The 14,641-nt window shown below is 67.0% G+C and carries 14 protein-coding genes and 2 tRNA genes; 4 read left to right on the forward strand and 12 right to left on the reverse strand.

Going from position 1 to position 14,641, the window contains the following annotated elements:
• Positions 1-100: 100 nt before the first annotated feature.
• The 3 genes from V8201_RS17940 to lon all read right to left on the reverse strand — a co-directional run bounded on the left by V8201_RS17940 (position 101) and on the right by lon (position 3,042).
• Positions 101-175, reverse strand: a tRNA-Val gene (locus tag V8201_RS17940).
• 51 nt (positions 176-226) lie between these two features.
• Positions 227-499, reverse strand: a complete 273-nt coding sequence (locus tag V8201_RS17945; RefSeq protein WP_037533138.1) for an HU family DNA-binding protein — start codon at positions 497-499, stop codon at positions 227-229.
• Positions 500-648: 149 nt separating this feature from the next.
• A complete protein-coding gene (gene lon / locus V8201_RS17950; protein ID WP_336546144.1) occupies positions 649-3,042 on the reverse strand; it encodes an endopeptidase La in 2,394 nt (797 codons plus the stop codon).
• A gap of 150 nt (positions 3,043-3,192) precedes the next feature.
• On the opposite strand from lon, the gene V8201_RS17955 reads away from it, so the two are divergent.
• Both V8201_RS17955 and V8201_RS17960 read left to right on the forward strand, forming a co-directional pair.
• Positions 3,193-4,896, forward strand: a complete 1,704-nt coding sequence (locus V8201_RS17955; RefSeq protein WP_336546145.1) for a M1 family metallopeptidase — start codon at positions 3,193-3,195, stop codon at positions 4,894-4,896.
• A 14-nt stretch (positions 4,897-4,910) separates the two neighbouring features.
• Positions 4,911-5,177, forward strand: a complete 267-nt coding sequence (locus V8201_RS17960) for a hypothetical protein (RefSeq protein ID WP_235199682.1) — start codon at positions 4,911-4,913, stop codon at positions 5,175-5,177.
• Here V8201_RS17960 and V8201_RS17965 read toward each other — a convergent pair.
• From V8201_RS17965 to V8201_RS18000, 8 genes are all read right to left on the reverse strand, one after another.
• Positions 5,150-6,238, reverse strand: a complete 1,089-nt coding sequence (locus V8201_RS17965; RefSeq protein WP_271299132.1) for a calcium:cation antiporter — start codon at positions 6,236-6,238, stop codon at positions 5,150-5,152. The two genes, V8201_RS17960 and V8201_RS17965, sit on opposite strands and share 28 nt — an antisense overlap.
• A gap of 142 nt (positions 6,239-6,380) precedes the next feature.
• Positions 6,381-7,025, reverse strand: coding sequence for a hypothetical protein (locus tag V8201_RS17970; protein WP_336546146.1), 645 nt, complete (start codon positions 7,023-7,025; stop codon positions 6,381-6,383).
• A gap of 75 nt (positions 7,026-7,100) precedes the next feature.
• Positions 7,101-7,634, reverse strand: a complete 534-nt coding sequence (locus V8201_RS17975) for a hypothetical protein (protein ID WP_235199681.1) — start codon at positions 7,632-7,634, stop codon at positions 7,101-7,103.
• Positions 7,635-8,104: 470 nt separating this feature from the next.
• Positions 8,105-9,376 (reverse strand): ATP-dependent Clp protease ATP-binding subunit ClpX, encoded by a 1,272-nt coding sequence (clpX, locus tag V8201_RS17980; RefSeq protein ID WP_037533125.1) that lies wholly within the window; start codon positions 9,374-9,376, stop codon positions 8,105-8,107.
• Between the two features lie 120 nt (positions 9,377-9,496).
• Complete coding sequence (locus tag V8201_RS17985) at positions 9,497-10,186, reverse strand: ATP-dependent Clp protease proteolytic subunit (protein WP_336546147.1); 690 nt, start codon at positions 10,184-10,186, stop codon at positions 9,497-9,499.
• A gap of 56 nt (positions 10,187-10,242) precedes the next feature.
• A complete protein-coding gene (locus tag V8201_RS17990; RefSeq protein WP_037533121.1) occupies positions 10,243-11,175 on the reverse strand; it encodes a glycosyltransferase family 2 protein in 933 nt (310 codons plus the stop codon).
• A gap of 187 nt (positions 11,176-11,362) precedes the next feature.
• Positions 11,363-13,045: a trigger factor gene (gene tig, locus V8201_RS17995; RefSeq protein WP_336546148.1), complete on the reverse strand. Its 1,683-nt coding sequence runs from the start codon at positions 13,043-13,045 to the stop codon at positions 11,363-11,365.
• Between the two features lie 74 nt (positions 13,046-13,119).
• Positions 13,120-13,204, reverse strand: a tRNA-Leu gene (locus V8201_RS18000).
• Between the two features lie 111 nt (positions 13,205-13,315).
• Here V8201_RS18000 and V8201_RS18005 point away from each other — a divergent pair.
• Together V8201_RS18005 and V8201_RS18010 are read left to right on the forward strand one after the other, a co-directional pair.
• On the forward strand, positions 13,316-13,477 hold the full coding sequence (locus V8201_RS18005; RefSeq protein ID WP_271299133.1) for a hypothetical protein: 162 nt from the start codon (positions 13,316-13,318) through the stop codon (positions 13,475-13,477).
• Positions 13,478-13,480: 3 nt separating this feature from the next.
• The gene (locus V8201_RS18010; RefSeq protein ID WP_336546149.1) at positions 13,481-13,699 is read left to right on the forward strand and encodes a hypothetical protein; all 219 of its coding nucleotides are present in this window, start codon (positions 13,481-13,483) and stop codon (positions 13,697-13,699) included.
• Between the two features lie 24 nt (positions 13,700-13,723).
• Here the strand turns inward: V8201_RS18010 and V8201_RS18015 are convergent, their stop codons facing one another.
• Entirely contained in the window at positions 13,724-14,377 is a 654-nt protein-coding gene (locus V8201_RS18015; RefSeq protein ID WP_336546150.1) for a peptidylprolyl isomerase, read from the reverse strand.
• Between the last annotated feature and the right edge of the window lie 264 nt (positions 14,378-14,641).

Genomic DNA, 14,641 nt, shown 5'->3' on the forward strand with positions numbered 1-14,641 from the left:
TGTTCCCTGCCCGCAACGACCGGGCGATCGGCGATGGCCCGCGGCGGGACGGCGCCGGAGACCAAAAAGCCCGCCGATCGGTGGATCGGACGGGCTGATATGGTGGGCGCGACAGGGATTGAACCTGTGACCCCACCCGTGTGAAGGGTGTGCTCTACCGCTGAGCTACGCGCCCGAAACTGTTCGGAGGCGCGCCTTTACGGAACGCCGCCGCCGCTGTCCAGCCTCAGTTGACCGAATCTTTGAGGCCCTTGCCCGCCTTGAACTTGGGCTGGTTGGACGCCTTGATCGTCATCGGCGCCAAGGTGCGTGGATTGCGGCCCTGCGAGGCCTTGCGCTTCGTCACCGAAAAGGTGCCGAACCCCACCAGGCGCACTTCGTCGCCCTTCTTCAAGCTGTCGGTGATCGCTTCGAAGACCGCCTCGACCGCCTTGATGGCATCGCCCTTGGCGAGCCCGGACGTATCGGCGACGGTCGCGATCAGCTCTTGCTTGTTCATGAAATGCAGCCCCCTTCGGTATTCCTGGAGAATCATTGCCGAGCCAGAACGATCAGTAACGCGCTCCGGCCCGGCCGAGTCAATCGATATGCCGCCTATGAAGGCAATGTGGTTTCAAAACCTTAACCGCCGTGCTCGGTAGCAGCCGGTCAGTGATGCAACTCGCCGCCGGCCGGTGCAACCCCCGCGGGCGGCAGTGCGGCGAGTTCGTCGGCGTCGGTCCATTCGATCGCGGCGAGCGGTTCGGTCAGCGCGAGCGTCAGCACCTCGTCGACATGGCTGACCGGCACGATCGTCAGCCCGTCCTTGATGTTCTGCGGAATGTCGGCGAGGTCCTTCTCATTCTCCTGCGGGATGAGCACCGTGGTGATGCCGCCGCGCAGCGCCGCGAGCAGCTTTTCCTTGAGCCCGCCGATCGGCAGCACCCGGCCGCGCAGCGTCACCTCGCCGGTCATCGCCACATCCTTCTTCACCGCGACGCCGGTCAGCGTCGAGACGATCGAGGTGACAAGGCCGATGCCAGCCGACGGACCATCCTTGGGCACCGCGCCTTCGGGCAGGTGGATGTGGATGTCCTTGCGGTGGAACAGCGACGGCTTGATGCCGTAGCTCGGGCTGCGCGCCTGGACGAAGCTGAAGGCGGCCTGCACCGATTCCTTCATCACGTCGCCGAGCTTGCCGGTCGTCTTGACCGCGCCCTTGCCGGGCACGGTGACGCTCTCGATCGTCAGCAATTCGCCGCCGACCTCGGTCCAGGCGAGACCGGTGACCGCGCCGATCTGATGCTCGGTCTCGCCGAGGCCGTGGCGGAACTTCTGCACGCCGGCGAACTCGTGCAGATTGTCGGGCGTGATCGTCACGCTCGTCGCCTTGCCTTCGAGAATCTGGCGCAGCGCCTTGCGCGCCAGCTTGGCGATCTCGCGCTCCAGCGTCCGCACCCCCGCCTCGCGGGTGTATTTCTGGATCAGCGCACGCAGCCCCTCCTCGGTCAGCGTGAACTCGCCGGCCTTCAGGCCATGCGCCTCGATCTGCTTGTCGATCAGATGGCCCTTGGCGATCTCGACCTTCTCGTCCTCGGTATAGCCCTCCAGCCGGATGATCTCCATCCGGTCGAGCAGCGGCTGCGGCAGGTTGAGCGTGTTGGCGGTACAGACGAACATCACGTCGGACAGATCGATGTCGATCTCGAGATAATGGTCGTTGAACTTGCCGTTCTGCTCGGGGTCGAGCACCTCGAGCAGCGCCGAGGCGGGATCGCCGCGGAAATCCTGGCCGAGCTTGTCGATCTCGTCGAGCAGGAACAGCGGATTGCCCGTCCCCGCCTTCTTGAGATTGGTGACGATCTTGCCCGGCAGCGAGCCGATATAGGTGCGGCGATGGCCGCGGATCTCGGCCTCGTCGCGCACGCCGCCGAGGCTCTGGCGGATGAACTCGCGCCCCGTCGCCTTGGCGATCGACTTGCCGAGGCTGGTCTTGCCCACGCCCGGCGGGCCGACGAGGCACAGGATCGGTCCCTTCAGCTTGTTGGTGCGCGCCTGCACGCCGAGATATTCGACGATCCGGTCCTTGACCTTCTCCAGCGCGTAATGATCCTCGTCCAGCACCGCCTGCGCGGCGGCGATGTCCTTCTTGATCTTCGACTTCTTGCCCCACGGCAGGCCGAGCAGCACGTCGAGGTAATTGCGCACCACCGTCGCCTCGGCGCTCATCGGCGCCATCGTCTTGAGCTTCTTCAGCTCCGACGTCGCCTTGCTGCGCGCTTCCTTGCTCAGCTTGAGGCCGGCGATCTTCTGCGTCAGCTCGGCGATCTCGTCGCCGTCGCTCTCGTCGTCGCTATTGCCCAGCTCGCGCTGGATCGCCTTGAGCTGCTCGTTGAGATAATATTCGCGCTGCGTCTTCTCCATCTGGCGCTTGACGCGGCTCTTGATCTTCTTCTCGACGTGGAGGACGCCGAGTTCGCCCTCCATCAGCGCATAGGCCATCTCCAGTCGCTTGACCGGATCGGGCTCGACGAGCAGCGCCTGCTTGTCGGCGACCTTGACCTGGACGTTGGCCATGATCGCATCGGCGAGCTTGGACGCCTTGACGATCTCGCTCAACTGCTGCGCGGTCTCGCTCGGCAGCTTCTTGTTGAGCTTGGCATAGGTTTCGAACTGCTCGACCGCCGAGCGCATCAGCGCCGCGACCTCGACACCCTCCGCCTCGCGCTCCTCAAGCATCTCGACGGTCGATTGCAGATAGCCGTCCGCCTCGGTCAGCTCGCCGAGCCGGCCGCGCGCCTTGCCTTCGACCAGCACGCGCACCGTGCCGTCGGGCAGCTTGAGCAATTGCAGCACCGTCGCGGTGACGCCGACCTCATACAGGTCCTCGCGCGCGGGATCGTCCTCCGCCGGGTCGAGCTGCGCGACGAGGAAGATCTCCTTGTCGGCTCCCATCGCCGCTTCCAGCGCGGCGACCGATTTGTCGCGGCCGACGAACAGCGGCACGATCATATGCGGAAAGACGACGATGTCGCGCAACGGCAGTACGGGAAAACTGGTCATGGATACTCCGGCGCCGCCTCGAACGGGGCGGCTGTGACCCTCTATATGGGGTCGGAGGCCTATCCATCAATCGTTGCGCGCACGGCACGGCGGGACTTGTCTTCGCTCCGCCGAGCGTGGAAACCCGCCGCTTCCACCCGGGAGTATCGAATGTCGCCTCGCCTGCCGTTTGCCGCCCTGCTGCTGCTGTCGACCGCCGCTTATGCCGCCGAGCCGGGCAAGCCGCCGCTCAGCGCACAGACCGCGGCCTCGGGCGGGCCGCTCGATCCGGCGCAGAAGAAGGTGACGTTCGACACCGCCGATCTGCAGATTGAGGTCGATCCGGTGCGCGAGGTGATCAACGGCACCGCGACGCTGGTGTTCAACGCCAAGGAGCGTACCGACCGGCTGGCGATCGACCTCGACAAGAATTTCACCGTCACCGCGGTGACGGTCGACGGCGTCGATCCGGCGAGCTTCGCCAATCCCGAAGGCCGCATGACGATCAAGCTCGCCAAGAAGGTCGCCAAGGACGCCAAGCTCACCGTCAAGATCACCTATGGCGGCCGTCCGCATACCGCCGTCCGCGCGCCGTGGGACGGCGGCTTCGTCTGGGCCAAGACCCCCGCCGGCGCGCCGTGGATCGCCACCGCGGTGCAGGGCGAGGGCTGCGACCTGTTCTGGCCGTGCATCGACTATCCGACCTACGAGCCGCAGAAGGTGACGCTGCACATCACCGTGCCCAAGGGGCTGAAGGCGCCGTCGAACGGCAAGTTGCTCGGCGTCGATCATCTCGACGACGGCCGCACCACCTGGAACTGGGAGGTGGCGCACCCCAACCCCTATACGATCGCGCTCAACGTCGGCCCCTATGAGGAGCTGTCCGGCACCTACAAGAGCCGGTTCGGCAACGAGATTCCGATGTTCTACTGGTATCTGCCCGGCGAGAAGGACAAGGCGGAGAAACTGTTCGCCGAATTCGCCCCGACGCTCGACTTCTACGAGAGCGTCGTCGGCCCCTACCCCTGGGCGGACGAGAAGGTCGGCGTGGTCGAGACGCCGCACAAGGGCATGGAGCATCAGACGATCAACGCCTACGGCAACGACTATGCCAAGGCGCCCGAGGGGTTCGACTGGCTGTTCCAGCATGAGTTCGGCCACGAATGGTTCGCCAACCAGATGACCGCGCCCAATTGGGACGACTTCTGGATGCACGAGGGTTTCACCGAATATATGCAGCCGCTCTACGGTCGCTGGCGCGAGGGCGAGGCCCGCTATGCGGCGATGATGCTCGAGATGCGGCCGAAGATCCTCAACCAGTCGGCGCTGGTCGCCGGCAAGCCGCAGACCGCCGAGGAGGTCTACAAGACCGCGCCCGGCCGCGGCGGCGACATCTATTACAAGGGCGCCTGGGTGCTGCACACCTTGCGCAATGCGATCGGCGACAAGGCGTTCGACGAGGTGCTGCGCTGGACCGTCTACGGCCGCGCCGATCCCGCGCCGGGCAATTTCCAGCCGCTGTTCCGCTCGACCCCCGAATTCATCGGCTATGTGAAGCAGGTGACCGGGCAGGACTGGCAATGGTTCTTCGACGTCTATCTCTATCAGGCGGCGCTGCCCAAGCTTACCGTGACGCGCAACGCGACGCAGCTGTCGCTCAAATGGACGACGCCGACCAACAAGCCCTTCCCGCTGCCGGTCGAGGTATCGGTCGACGGGAGCGTCCAGACGGTGCCGATGAGCGGCGGGCTGGCGACGATCACCGTGCCGGCCGCAGCGCATGTGATCGTCGATCCGATGGCGCGCGTGCTCAAACAGGATGACGCGATCGACGCCTATCAGGCGTGGCGCGCCGCCCAGCCCAAGCCGAAATGAGCGGAGGACGCCCGATGACCGACCAGCCCTGGACCGCCCGTGCCGCCGAGATGGCGGCGATCTTCATGGTCGGCGACGGCCTCGTCGGCCTGCTCCAGCCCACGCGCCACGTCGACCTGTGGAAGGACGAGGCGCTCGGTGCCGAGGCGACGGTGCGCCCGTTCGTCGGCCGCCCCGGCCGGCGGCGGCTCTATGCGCTGGCGCAGATCGCCGGCGGCCTGTGGCTGGCGAGCCGCCAGCGGCCGCGCGCCGGTCAGGGCACGATCGTCGTGAACAGATAGGCCGCGAAGATCACCAGATGCACCACCCCCTGCAACACGGTGGTGCGTCCGGTGCCGAGCGAGATCGTCGTCACGAACAGCGACAGCGCGAGCAAGGTCATGCTCTTCGCGCCGATGCCGAGCGTGAGCGGCAGGCCGAGCATCAGGCTGACGATCGCCACCGCCGGGATGGTCAGCCCGATCGTCGCCAGCGCCGATCCGAGCGCGAGGTTGAGGCTGGTCTGCAGCCGGTCGCGCCGCGCGGCATTATAGGCGGCGAGGCTCTCCGGCGCGAGCACCAGCGCGGCGATCACCACGCCGACGATCGCCAGCGGCAGCCCGGCGGCGAGGATCGCCGCCTCGACCTGCGCCGACAGCCCCTTGGCGAGCAGCACGACGACGACCAGTGCGACGAGCAGCACGCCGAACGCGGTCCAGGCGGTGCGGTCGCTCGGTGGCGCGGCATGGTCGTCGGGCTCGACGTCGCCGGCGGGGAGGAAATAGTCGCGATGGCGCACCGTCTGCACCAGCACGAAGGTGCCGTAGAGGACGAGGCTGACGATCGCGACGAAGACGAGCTGCGACGGCGCATAGGTCGGCCCCGCCGCGCTCGTCGTATAATTGGGCAGGATCAGCGACAGCACGGCGAGCGCCGCGAGCGTCGCCAGCGCCGCGCTGATCCCGCGCAGCGTGAAGCGCTGCTCGCCATGCGCGATCCCGCCGGTGAGCAGGCACAGGCCGATGATGAAGTTGAGGATGATCATGATCGCCGCGAACACGGTATCGCGCGCCAGCGCCGCGACGTCGCCCGATCCCGACAGCATCAGCGACACGATCAGCGACACCTCGATCACCGTCACCGCGATCGCCAGCACCAGGGTGCCGAACGGCTCGCCGACGCGATGCGCCACCACCTCGGCATGATGGACCGCTGCGATCACCGCGCCGATCAGCACCACCGCCGCGACGATCGTGCCGACCAGCCCCATCGCATAGACCGATCCCAGCACCGCCGGCACGCCCACCGCCGGAAAGAGGATCGCCCAGCGCGGCAGGCCGATCCATCCGTTCGTCGCCGTCATCGCCATGGTCCGCACATCGTCATGGCAAGCGAATGCTCGGTCGCGCCGAAAGCTCCGGTACGGCCCTGACGCATGCGCGCCGTTCACACTTTAACACAATGGCCCCCACGGATGCGGCGGTCTGCCGACCAGCGGGCCGGCCTCACCGCCCCTGCGCCGCGCGCGCCTGCGCCGGCCGGTCGAACGCCTGATCCTTGTAGCGCCCGTCCTTCTCCACCCAGTGCAGGAAGAGATGCGCCGACCAGCTGTTGGGATTGGGGTCGAGCCGGCCATGCCGGTGATGCGTCCCCTGATAGAGCACGCCATCCCCCGCCGCCATCGCCACCGAACCATAAGGCTGGCCACCGAAATCATCGCTGACCTCGGGCTGCGGCACCGCGATACGGTCGCGTCCCACCGACAGCGCCCACGGCTTGTCCTCGCCATAAGCGATGGTCAGCGACAGGCTGTGCTCGCACGCCTGCCGGTCGGAATGGATGCGGCAGACATCGCCCTGCCGATAGGCGCGGAAATAGGCATAGGTCGGCAGCAACGTCGCCCCCACCACCTCGGCGACACGCGGCGTCAGACCCCAGAGGAAGGTGAGCATCGGCGCATATTGAAACGCATAGACCTCGATCGCCGGCTGGCGCAGCAACGGCCCGCGCGCCGCGAAGCTCTGCAACGGCCGCCCCGCCGCCTGGAGATCGGCCTGCATCATCCGGTAGAAGGCGAGCAGCACCTCGGGCTCGAACAGCGCAGGCAGCGCGACATGGCCCTCGGCACGATAGGCCTCGGTCACGGTCATGACGGGGACAATCTGTGCATCCCACTGACGTAGACCGACTCCTCGATTATCGCCACGGGCGAATGCGACCGCGCCTCACTGGCCGAACACCATCAGCAGCGCCGGAAACAGATTCTGAAGGACGTGCACCGCGATGACGACGCCGACCGCCACCCAGAAGCCGCGCGGCCGCCAGGTGACGTAGAGCGTCGAGAAGATCAGGAACGGCCACCAGATCACCGCCCCCCACAGGGGCGTGGCGAGGCTGTGCGCGATGCCCCACAGCAGGCTGCTCGCCAGCACCGCCTGCCAGCCCTTGAGGACGTAGAGCAGCAGCGTCAGCACCGCCGCCATGATCAGCGTCTCGACCACCGGACTGAAGCCGGCGACGAGGAACAGCTTCATCGGCCCCGAGGTATCGCCGAGGTCCGGCCCCGGATGGCCCGGTGCGAGATGCTCGATGATCCAGCTGAGGATGAGGCTGCCACCGATCGTCAGCAGCCAGCCGACGAGGATCGCCAGCCACGCCCGCCGGTCGCGGAACAGCAGCGCCGGCAGCACCGCCAGCGGCCCCCGCCCCGCCTGCCACGCCGGACTGCGCTCCACCGCAGGGTCTATTCGTGTCGCCATCATCGCTCCGTCGCTTGCCGCCCCGCTGTGCGGCGCGCCGGGTTAACGCGCGATGAGGGAAACGCGATGCGCGAGGAGCGGCGTTACGGCGCGAGGCGGGGATGCGGCGCGACGTGGCCGCGGCTTGGCGAGCGCGTGGGGGTTGTTCGAAGGTCGCTCAGCCAGCGCAGGATAGCATCGCCTTCGTCCCATCGAAACGGGTGCGAAGTCGTTCCGCTAGCCAGAGCCCCAGTGTTCCCGCGCAGGCGGGAACCCAGTGGCCCAGCAGAACAACGGCGGCGCGAAAGCAGAAACGGAGCTCCCGCCTCCGCGGCAGCACTGGAGGTACGGCAAACGCCCCGCCCCGTCGCGGAAAGCGCATTGGCGGCACGAAAAGACCACAAACCGCGTAAACCCGCCGCCTCCGACCGCCCGCACGAAAAAAGGGCGCCGCTTCCGCGACGCCCCTTCCTCAACCCAGACCCAACCGATCAGGCGGCGGCGCCGGCGCCGTCCTTCTTCTTCTCGGCATAGACGCGGATCGGCTCCTTGCGGCCCTCGATCACGTCCTTGTCGATCATCACCTCGTCGACGCCGTCCATGCCGGGCAGATCGAACATCGTGTCGAGCAGGATCGCCTCGAGGATCGAGCGCAGCCCGCGCGCGCCGGTCTTGCGCTCGATCGCCTTCTTGGCGACCGTGACCAGCGCATCGTCGGTGAAGTCGAGCTCGACCTGCTCCATCTCGAACAGCTTCTGATATTGTTTGACCAGCGCGTTCTTCGGCTCGGACAGGATCTTGACCAGCGCCGGGATGTCGAGGTCCTCCAGCGTCGCGATCACCGGCAGACGGCCGACGAATTCGGGGATCAGGCCGAACTTGAGCAGATCCTCGGGCTCGGTCTGGCGCAGCAGCTCGCCGGTGCGCTTCTCCTCGGGGGCGGCGACATAGGCGCCGAAGCCGATCGACTTGCCCTGCAACCGGTCGCCGATGATCTTCTCGAGCCCTGAGAACGCCCCGCCGCAGATGAACAGGATGTTGGTCGTGTCGACCTGGAGAAATTCCTGCTGCGGATGCTTGCGCCCGCCCTGCGGCGGCACGCTCGCGGTGGTGCCTTCCATCAGCTTGAGCAGCGCCTGCTGGACGCCCTCGCCCGACACGTCGCGGGTGATCGACGGATTTTCGGCCTTGCGGCTGATCTTGTCGATCTCGTCAATGTAGACGATGCCGCGCTGCGCCCGCTCGACGTTATAGTCCGAGGCCTGGAGCAGCTTGAGGATGATGTTCTCGACATCCTCGCCGACATAGCCCGCCTCGGTCAGCGTCGTCGCGTCCGCCATGGTGAACGGCACGTCGAGGATGCGCGCCAGCGTCTGCGCGAGCAACGTCTTGCCGCAGCCGGTCGGCCCGACGAGCAGGATGTTCGACTTGCTCAGCTCGACGTCGGCACCCTTGGCGCCGTGGTTGAGCCGCTTGTAATGGTTGTGCACCGCCACCGACAGCACGCGCTTGGCGCGCTTCTGGCCGATGACGTAATCGTCGAGTACGTCGCAGATCTCCTGCGGCGTGGGGACGCCGCCGTCCTTCTTCGAGACGAGCGCCGACTTGGTCTCCTCACGGATGATGTCGTTGCACAGCTCGACGCACTCGTCGCAGATGAACACGGTGGGTCCGGCAATCAACTTGCGGACCTCGTGCTGCGACTTGCCGCAGAACGAGCAGTAGAGGGTGCTCTTCGAGTCGCCACCGCTCAATTTCGTCATTCACACTTCCTTGTCGCGGGTGAGGCCCCGCTGGTGAGGCCGACCATGGTAGACCGGCCATTACGCAAACCACAACGCCCAAACGATCTTAACGGATCGGCCGGGCGCGTTACCGCGCCTTTATACCGAAGGCGCGGTCTCGTCCGCCGGCGTCGGGCGCTTGTCGAACACCTCGTCGACGAGGCCGAAATCCTTCGCCTCATTCGCTTCGAGGAAGGTATCACGATCCATCCGGCGCTCGATCTCCTCGAGCGGCTGGCCGGTGTACTGCGCGTAGAGTTGGTTCATCCGCGCCCGGATCCGCAGGATCTCCTTGGCCTGGATCTCGATGTCGCTGGCCATGCCCTGCGCACCGCCCGACGGCTGGTGGATCATGATCCGCGCATTGGTCAGCGCCACGCGCATCCCCGGCTCGCCGCTGGCGAGCAGGAAGCTGCCCATCGACGCCGCCTGGCCGATGCACACCGTGCCGACGCGCGGACGGATATATTGCATCGTGTCGTGGATCGCCATGCCCGCCGTGACGACACCGCCCGGCGAGTTGATGTACATGAAGATGTCCTTCTTCGGGTTCTCGGACTCGAGGAAGAGCAGCTGCGCGGTGATCAGGCTGGCCATGCCGTCCTCGACACCGCCGGTGACGAAGATGATCCGCTCGCGCAGCAGGCGGCTGAAGATGTCGAACGAACGCTCGCCGCGGTTCGACTGTTCGATGACGATCGGCACGAGGCCTGCTTGGGTCTGCTGCAAACCAAGGCCGGCGTGGGCGATCGGGCTCATGAAGTCGCCGGTCTCGAACGGATTGTGCATGGAAATCTCTCTATAGGCCCCGAAGATCGCCAACATCGGCGCTCCGGCGGGGGAGTTCAAGCCCCGCCGGACGGGGCGGGGTGGGTCAGATAGGCGAGCCGGCGCACCTCGCGCCGCCCGCGCACCACGGTATCGAGGATCAGCCCGGCAAAGCCGCACAGCGCGGCGATGATCATCAGCCCGGTGATCAGGATCGCGGTCGGGAAGCGCGGCACCAGATGCGTGTGCATATAGGTGATCGCCAGCGGCACGCTCAGCCCCACCGCCAGCGCGGCGAGCAGCGCGCCGATCGCACCGAAGAACAGCAACGGCCGCTCGATCCGGTACAGCGTCAGGATGGTCCTGAGGATGCGGAAACCGTCGCCATAGGTGCTGAGCTTCGACTGCGATCCCTCGGGCCGCGCGAAATACGGCGTCTCGACCTCGGCGCAGGGCATCTTGAGTTCGAGCGCGTGGACGCTGATCTCGGTTTCGATCTCGAACCCCGCCGACAGCGACGGGAAGCTCTTGACGAAGCGGCGCGAGAAGACGCGATAGCCGGACAGGATATCGGTGAAGCTGCGCCCGAACAGCCGCGCCAGCATGCCGGTGAGCAGCGCATTGCCGAAGCGATGGCCCCGGCGATAGCTTTCCTGCACCTGGCTCACCCGGCTGCCGACCACCATGTCGCACGGTTCGTCGAGCAGCCGCGCGACCAGCGCCGGCGCGGAGGCGGCGTCATAGGTCGCATCGCCATCCGCCATCACATAGACGTCGGCATCGATATCGGCGAACATCCGGCGGACGACATTGCCCTTGCCCTGGATGCGCTCGCTGCGCACCACCGCGCCCGCGGCGCGGGCGACCGCGATCGTGTCGTCGCTCGAATTGTTGTCGTAGACGTAGATCGTCGCGTCCGGCAGCGCGGCGCGAAAGCCGGCGACGGTCTGCGCGATCGCCGCGGCCTCGTTGTAGCAGGGTAGCAGGACGGCGATCGTCGGTGGCGTCACGTTGGTCTGCGTCCCAAGTTATGCAAGCCTGAGCGTTTGTTCATTCGTCATCCCGGCGAAAGCCGGGACCCACGGTCACGGAACGTCTGACGCAAACGTCATCGCGAGCCCGCGCGCGTCCATGGATCCCGGCTCGCGCCGGTATGACGAAGCAAAGGAGGGGAGCCGATGCTCCCCTCCCCGTCGATCAACCCTCGGTCGGCGCTGCGGCCTTCTTGGCGCGCGGCTTCTTCGCCGGTGCGTCGGCCGCCTCGGTGCCCTCCGCCGCCTCGGCCGCGACCGGCGACGATTCGGTCACCGCCGTCTCGGCCTCGACCGGCGCGGCCTTCTTGGCGCGCGGCTTCTTGGCAGGCGCCTCCGTGGCGGCCTCGTCGGTCGCAGCCTCGGCGGCCGGCGTCTCGGTCGCAGCATTGTCGCCCTCGGCGACGGGCTTCTTGGCGGCGGCCTTCTTCGGCTTGGCCGCGCCCTCGCCGGCGGCCTTCTTGGCGCGCGGCTTGTGGTTGTCATGGTCGTGCGAGTGCGTGCCGGTGGCGAAACCGTCCTCGCTCTCGATCGCCGCTTCCAGCTCCTCGCGGGTCGCTTCGCGATCGGTCACTTCGGCCTTATCGAACAGGAAGTCGACGACCTTGTCCTCGTAGAGCGGCGCGCGCAGCTGGGCAGCCGCCATCGGCTCCTGCTGGATATACTGGATGAAGCGCTGCTGGTCCTCGCCGCGATATTGCTGCGCGGCCTGGCCGATCAGCCGGTTCATCTCCTGCTGCGACACCTCGACGCCGTTCGCCTGGCCGATCTCGGAGAGCAGCAGGCCGAGGCGGACGCGGCGCTCGGCGATCTTGCGGTAATCGTCGCGCTCCGACTCCATCTCGGCGAGCGCCGCGGCGGGATCTTCCTCGTGCGTCGCCTCATGCTCCAGCTGCTGCCAGATCTGCGCGAACTCCGCCTCGACCATCGACGGCGGCACTTCGAAATCATGGCCCTCGGCGAGCTGGTCGAGCAGCTTGCGCTTCATGTGCGTGCGGGTGAGGCCGTTATGCTCCTGCTCGATCTGACCCTTGATCAGGCCGCGCAGCTGCTCGAGGCTCTCGAGGCCGAGGTTCTTGGCGAGATCCTCGTCGATCGTGCTCTCGCCGGCGACCTGGATCTTCTTGACGGTGATCTCGAACGTCGCGGGCTGCCCGGCGAGATTCTTGGCGCCGTAATCCTCGGGGAAGGTCACGTTGAGCACCTTCTCCTCGCCGACCTTGGTGCCGACGAGCTGCTCCTCGAAGCCGGGGATGAGCCGGCCCGAGCCGATCTCGACGCCCATGTCGGTGCCGGTGCCGCCATCGAAGGCGACGCCGTCGGCGGTCTTGCCGACGAAGTCGACGGTGACAAGGTCGCCGGTCTCGGCGACCTTGTCCTCGAGCGCATCGTCCCACTTCTTCGACTGGTCGGCGAACTTCTGCAGCTGCTCGTCGACGAGATCGTCGGCGACCGGCACGGTCAGCCGCTCCAGCTTGAGCGAATCGATCGCCGGCGCCGGCACGGTCGGCAGCACTTCCAGCTCGACCGTCACCGCGGCATCCTTGCCCGGCGCATAATCCTCGTTGAGCGCGACCGAGGGCTGCATCGCCGGACGCAGCGCCTTGTCGGCGATCAGCTGCTGCACGCCCTGCTGGATCGCGCTGTTGAGCGCGTCGGCGGCGAGCGCCTCGCCGTGCATCTTGCGGACGAGATTGACCGGAACCTTGCCGGGGCGGAAGCCGGGCATCTTCACCTGCGGCGCGACCCGCTTCACCTCGGCATCGACCTTCGCGTCGATGTCAGCGGCGGTGATGGTCAGCGTGTAGGCACGCTTCAGGCCCTCGTTCAACGTCTCGACAGTCTGCATGTTCGGCCTTCAATCTTGAGAAATCTGACGGAAAATCTTCTAAGGCTGTCGTCCCGCCCACAGGAGCGCGGGACTGGTGCGGGCGAAGGGACTCGAACCCCCACATCTTGCGATGGCAGGACCTAAACCTGCTGCGTCTACCAATTCCGCCACGCCCGCACGAAGGACCCGCCGTTGGGCGCGCGTCTATACCAGCCTGACGCCCGGGGGCAAGCCAAGAGGCAACCGGCGCGCACCCGGAACGTTGGGTCATATGAAGGAGAGACCGACATGGCAACCCAGCCGCCGCCCGAAAGCCCCGTTCCCGATTCGCAGCCGGTGCAGCCGAGCGCCCCGCCGCCGGAGATCCAGACGCCGGCACCCGATATCGACGTGCCCTCGCCCGCGACACCGGCGACCGATCCTGGCACCTCGCAACCGGCGGAGATCTGACCCATGGCCGATTCCATCCCGGCCGGCGCGCCGGACAGCAACCCCGACGATCAGCGTGACGACGAGCGCAGCGACATCGAACAGGCGGTCGAGGCGCGCGCCGACGCCGTCGCCCGCGGCGAAGGCGGCAAAGAGCCCTCGCGCTTCACCGATACCGGCGCCTTCGACGGCAACAGCGGCACCGGCGGCGAGGTCAAGAATCAGGATCTGACCCAGCAATGACCGGCGGCCCCGCGGGGCCGCCCCTTATGGGACGATCCGCGCCGTGCGGATCGTCACCTTGCTCGCCGGCACCTCGCCCTTGAACGAACCGCCGATCGTCTCGGTCGGCGACACCGGCGCGTCGAGGATATGGACGATCACGTCCATCCCCTCGACGACGTGACCGAAGGCGGCATAGCCGAGATTGTCGCCCGGCTTGGCGGGATCGGCGTCGAGCGACGCGCTCTGATCGCCGACGCTGATCGTGAAGTCGCCGCGTGCGCTGCCCGGCGCGAACCGCGCCACCGAAATCGCACCGTCGGTATGATGCAGCCCGGTCTGCGTCGTTGGCTCGTGCCTGATCGGCGGCAACGTCCGCTTGGCGTCACCATTGGTGCCGAACTGGACGAAGCCGAACCGGTCGGCGACCTTGACCGTGCGGTAGAAGACGGTGCCGTCGAGCCGCTTGCCCGCGACATATTTGAGGAAATTGCCGGCGGTGATCGGCGCATGCTGCGTATCCGCCTCGATCACGATCCGCCCGGCGCTGGTGTCGAGCGCGACGCGCGGCAGCGCGGATGCGGGCGTCGACGGCGCGGGCGCGGGCGCCGGCACCGGTGGCGCCGTCCCGACTGCCTGCTGCGCCATGGCTGGCATCGCGAGCGACGCCATCATCATCAGACCGACCATCCGCTTCATCGCCACTCTCCTTCGGCGCACGGCCTTACCCGACCTGCGTCGACCCGTCGCCCCGGTGATGAGCCGGAGCTGCCGATTAGGCTGCTCGCTCAAAGGTGGGATGGCCCCGGCGACCCCTTGCCGCGCGAACATGTCCCGGCACCCTCCGCTCCGCGAGGCGAAATCCGCCCCACCACCCTCCTGACCGCCCCGGCGGAGGCCGGGGCCCGGTTGGGAGACCGTCGTAAGTCACGACAAAGCTTCACCCATCTGGACCCCGGCCTT

It is taken from the genome of Sphingomonas kyungheensis (assembly GCF_037120395.1).
Classification (GTDB): Bacteria; Pseudomonadota; Alphaproteobacteria; order Sphingomonadales; family Sphingomonadaceae; genus Sphingomonas; species Sphingomonas kyungheensis.